The organism is Edaphobacter sp. (assembly GCF_035532915.1).
Classification (GTDB): Bacteria; Acidobacteriota; Terriglobia; order Terriglobales; family Acidobacteriaceae; genus Edaphobacter.
In genome coordinates this window covers 1-4,500 of the sequence record NZ_DATKQC010000476.1, presented here as the reverse complement: position 1 = coordinate 4,500, position 4,500 = coordinate 1, and the positions used below count along the sequence as shown (strand labels likewise).

The 4,500-nt window shown below is 57.8% G+C and carries 5 protein-coding genes; 3 read left to right on the top strand and 2 right to left on the bottom strand.

The genetic code is table 11. From position 1 onward, the window contains the following. Together VMU57_RS22165 and VMU57_RS22160 are read left to right on the top strand one after the other, a co-directional pair. Positions 1-613, top strand: a 613-nt coding sequence (locus VMU57_RS22165; protein WP_325387415.1) for a hypothetical protein, incomplete at its 5' end; no start/stop codon positions are given. Between the two features lie 594 nt (positions 614-1,207). Continuing rightward, positions 1,208-2,221, top strand: coding sequence for a helix-turn-helix domain-containing GNAT family N-acetyltransferase (locus tag VMU57_RS22160; protein ID WP_325387413.1), 1,014 nt, complete (start codon positions 1,208-1,210; stop codon positions 2,219-2,221). Between the two features lie 213 nt (positions 2,222-2,434). Here the strand turns inward: VMU57_RS22160 and VMU57_RS22155 are convergent, their stop codons facing one another. Next, positions 2,435-3,493: a hypothetical protein gene (locus tag VMU57_RS22155; protein ID WP_325387411.1), complete on the bottom strand. Its 1,059-nt coding sequence runs from the start codon at positions 3,491-3,493 to the stop codon at positions 2,435-2,437. Between VMU57_RS22155 and VMU57_RS22150 the strand changes: the two genes are divergently transcribed. Then, positions 3,454-4,257, top strand: coding sequence for a Crp/Fnr family transcriptional regulator (locus VMU57_RS22150; RefSeq protein ID WP_325387409.1), 804 nt, complete (start codon positions 3,454-3,456; stop codon positions 4,255-4,257). The genes VMU57_RS22155 and VMU57_RS22150 overlap by 40 nt on opposite strands. A gap of 92 nt (positions 4,258-4,349) precedes the next feature. Here VMU57_RS22150 and VMU57_RS23240 read toward each other — a convergent pair. Continuing rightward, the coding region (locus VMU57_RS23240) for an ASPIC/UnbV domain-containing protein (RefSeq protein ID WP_414648708.1) at positions 4,350-4,500 on the bottom strand (151 nt) is incomplete at its 5' end.

Below are 4,500 nucleotides of genomic sequence, written 5' to 3'. Positions count from 1 at the left end.
GATCGAGGCTGGCATGAACCACTTCCAGTGGGATTTGACATATCCGGACGCGGTGGACGTGAAGGGCATCTTCAATTCATTCTTTGCCGCCGCCGTGCCTATAGGTCCGGAAGTGGCGCCCGGTATCTACTACGTGACGCTGACCTACGGCCAAACGACGCAGAAGCAGCCGTTTGTGGTCAAACTGGACCCCCAACTGCGAACAACGCAGGCAGAGCTGCAGCAGCGTTTCGATTTGCTGATGCAGATTCACGACGCGCTGAACCGGCTCGATACCAACCTGAATCAGGCCATTGACGCCCGCGACGCGCTCGAGAAGGCGGTAGCCAACAAGAGCGCGTCCGGCAATCAGGCGCAAGCAGCGCTGGACGACCTGAACCGTGATATAGACAATCTGGTGGATCTCAAGATCCAGTCCAGTGAAGGCGCACTGGTGTATCCCGGTCGGCTGCGCTCTTGGTTGACCTCCATTGCGGGACAGGTGAGTATGGCGTTCGTGCCGCCAACCCCCGCGATGGTGCAGGTGGCGGATCGATACATCGACGATGCGGGTGCAGGTGTCTCACGCCTGCAATCTGACGTTGCGGCTGCGAACAAAGTGCTGAATCACTGAGGTCGTGGCCGGGAAGCGATCACGGGGAACAGATCGTGCTTTATCTGGTAGCGTTGCGAACACTGCTTATTGCCGGTCCCGGCACGGCATGCATCGCTGATAAAGAAAGCTCTCGCAACCGGCGGCCTGCTCAAGCTGTATTCGCGAATGTGTCGCGGCCCTGCGCGTCGGGCGGTCGGTTGAATCGTCGAGAGAAATCCTTGACTGCGCGGATGTGACAGCGTGTGGTATTTTCAGAGTCATTACGACCCTGGAATTCCTCGGGCGTCATTTTGCGTCGATGGGTCACAGGGATGCCTTCTTGTCACCCAAACTTATCTCAATCGTTAGGCAATCACCGCTCCGTTCGCGTCACGCGCAGCGTCCGCCGCCGGGCGGCTTGGTTCAAACGGGCTATGCGGAAGGGAATCCAGGGCACTCGAACGCGCCCTTTACTTCCGGCTTGCCGACTCGGAAGCTAACCCAATCCAAAGTATCGCGGTCTGAAGGGGCAAACTTCCTTTCTCGTGGTCGCGTGCGCGTCGGCCTCGCTCTCGCAGCGGCGGATAAACAACTAGTTGACAACGTCCATCAATATGATGGACGATTTCCTGTATGGTTACCGTGGCCTCAAGTCCTTCGCTTACTTCGCACGTGGCGGCCTTTCGACGTTTCAACCGCGTATATACCCGCTTCATTGGAGCCCTGGATGAGGAGTTGCTAAATAGTGGGTACAGCTTGGCGGAGGCTCGCGTGCTCTATGAACTGGCGACGCGTCATACGCCCACGGCGAAGGAAATCGCTCTGGCTCTCGGCGTGGACCCAGCCTATTTGAGCCGCATTCTAGCTCGGTTCGAGAAGAGCTCGCTGCTGAAACGCACGGCCTCGAAAAAGGACGCACGATCGGCGTATTTAGCACTCACGCGGAAGGGAAAATCCAGGTTCGAGAAACTCAACGCGCTTTCAGAAGAGCAGGCTCGCAGCATCCTCAAGGCACTGCCGCCGACCGGTGAGACCAACCTCATTCATTCCATGAGCGATCTCGAACAGCTCCTGGCGCCAAGTACTCAGCAAGAGGCCAACTACGTCTTGCGGCCGCATCGGCCAGGCGATATGGGTTGGGTCGTGCATCGGGAAGCCGCACTCTATGCCCAGGAGTACGGTTTCGACGAGACATTTGAAGCACTGGTGGCACGTATTGTTGCTGATTTCCTCACGGAATTCGATCCAAAGCGCGAACGTTGCTGGATCGCGGAAGTGAACGGACAGAATGTGGGGCACATTTTCCTGGTCAAGCATCCGACGGAGCCGTCTATCGCGAAACTTCGCCTGCTGCTCGTCGAGCCGAGCGCGAGAGGATTGAGATTAGGATCTGTACTGGTGGACGAATGCGTGAACTTCGCCAGAGCGGTCGGCTATAAAAAGATCACCCTCTGGACTCAGAGCATTCTCATAGCGGCTCATCGCATTTACGAAAAAGCGGGATTTCGCCTCGTGGAAGAGCAAGCCAACTGCAAGTTCAGCAAGGATCTGGTGTCCCAGACGTGGGAATTGGATCTGACAGAGAGCGGCTTTGGGAGAGCCGCGAGCCAGGGCGGGCGCACGGGGCCAACTCCGACGGACGTCTGAGATCGCTATTGGTGTCGAGCGGGATTTTGCGGGCTGCGGGTTGTGCAGCAGCGCCAGCTGGCATTGGACATCTGATCTGCTTGCTAAAACTCCGCATTACTGTTGGATGCCGGGCGCTTACATTGTGCAGCTCCAGGCCGGGGGAGAAACGCTTTCGGCGCCACTCGAAGTCCTGCCCGATCCGCATACGATTGGCGCGCCGCAGTCTAGGCACTAAAAGTCGAAGCGGAGCCCAAGTTCGATCCAGCGGCTGCCGGCGGTGCGATTGGCGGGAACGAACTGATTCGTGATGTTGCCAAATGCGCTCGGCAGGCTGAACAGGTTCAAAGTCGGCGTGGCGAAGTTCACGTTGTTAAGAGCGTTGAAGGCATCGACAGAGAAGGTCAGCGCGGTCCCCTCAGTGATCTGTGTCCTCTTTCCCACGGACATATCCAAATTCACGAAGGGCAAGCCGGTGATCGGGTTGGCCCTTCCGGTCAGGCCGTCGGTACTCAGGTTCACTGGCCGGAAATCGCTGAGCACCGCGCCAGGGTTGGCGAACAGGTTGAGCCCCGTGCCTCTGCCGACGCCGCGATGTACCCCTGCACCAAAGCTGCTTACGCTCGCGGTGGGAATGGCATCCGTGGCGCCGCTGAGGATCGCGCCGCCGCCATAGACCTGCGAGCTCTCTACCACCGCGACCGGAAGGCCAGTTTCGGCGGTGAAGATGGCAGAGCCATACCAGTTGTCGAGCAGCTTATCGCTCCAACCACTGAATGACAGCCGATGGCCCTTGCCGAGGGGCAGATCCCAAACAGTCGTTGTGTTCAAGACCTGCCGGCGATCGAACAGCGACGCTCCGTAGTTCAGACCCGGATAATAACTATTGGGGAAAAATCCGGCGGAGTCCTGGTTCGAAACGCCGTCATCGAGGCCGTGTGACCAGGTGTAATTGACATCGAAGCTGAGGCCGTTGGCAGTGTGCTTGCGCAGCGTCGCGACCAGGGCGTTGTAGTTCGAATAGCCGAAGTGGCTGCGCATAAACAACACCAGCACCTGCCGGTTATCGAACGTGGCCAGGGCCTGTTTCGCTCGAAGGCCGTCCATGGCGTCGAAGATGTTGCTGACGTTGCCCGCGATGAACTGGCTGCCGAGATTTCGCGCCACATAATCGGTGCCGGAGATCGGGACACCACTCGAGGTGGTGAGGTTCGGCAGCATATCGTTGAACCACGGTTGTTCGGCGGAGCGCGATGCGCACCGATCCCATGGTCGCCCTGCGGCGAACTTCATTCGTTGCACCCGGCGGCAGGCGGAGTATAATTGCACCAAGTAAAATGGTGCAGCGGACTCCCTACGGCCTGAATATCGTTGAGAGCTGTTTGGCTTGTCCGTTTCGGCAAGAGCGGCTTTTTTGCAATCTTTCCTCTCCCGCACTTGAATTCCTTTCCTCGATCACGAAGTCCGGCACGTACCCTAAGGGGGCAGCGCTGTTTGTTGAAGGACAGGAACCGCGCGGTGTATTCATTCTCTGCAGCGGCCGAGCAAAGCTCTCATCCTCGTCTCCTGCCGGGAAGACGTTGATTTTCCGCATTGCTCAACCAGGTGAAGTGCTGGGACTTTCGGCAACGATCTCCGGAAAACCTTACCAGGTGACGGCCGAGTTGTTTGAGCCGAGCCAGGTGAGTTTCATCTCTCGAGAGCCCTTTCTCCGTTTCATGCGAGAGCGCGGTGAGGTAGCCTGCAAGGTTGCAGAAGAGTTGAGCCGCACATGTAACGCCGTGTTCGCGGAAGTGCTTTCGCTGGGGCTGGGCGCTCGCGCCTCGGAAAAGCTGGCCCGCTTGCTCCTCGACTTGAGCGAAAATCAGCACAAAGGCAAGTCAGAAGCTCGGATAAAGCTGACGCTCACCTACGAAGAGATGGGGCAAATGATTGGCATCTCGAGAGAAACAGTGACGCGTCTTGTGGCAACTTTCAGGAAGAGACAGCTCGTGCAGATCAAAGGTTCAACGCTTATAGTCCGTCGCGCTGCACTCGAAAATCTCTTCAGGACTTAACGATTGCCCCTCTCCGCCGCGAAGGACGGTTGCCGAGGCATCCCGAGGGGGTATAAATTTTATCGGCTGCATCTATTTCGCGTCAATGCCACTCAATCTTCATGTAGTCGGAGCATTTGGCGGGATTTGATGGCGCTGATGCTCTGCCGCCGGCCGCTCGGCCAAGAAACTTCAAGCCGATCCACGATTGTTGCTTTGCCGAGGCCGAAATGCAGGGGAGTGGCATGCTGCGAGAGATACGAG

Excerpts from the sequence above, each read along its gene's own strand:
- VMU57_RS22150 (WP_325387409.1), top strand. The coding sequence starts at position 3,454 with ATGCGCACCGATCCCATGGTCGCCCTGCGGCGAACTTCATTCGTTGCA.
- VMU57_RS22160 (WP_325387413.1), top strand. The coding sequence starts at position 1,208 with ATGGTTACCGTGGCCTCAAGTCCTTCGCTTACTTCGCACGTGGCGGCC.
- VMU57_RS22155 (WP_325387411.1), bottom strand. The coding sequence starts at position 3,493 with ATGAAGTTCGCCGCAGGGCGACCATGGGATCGGTGCGCATCGCGCTCC.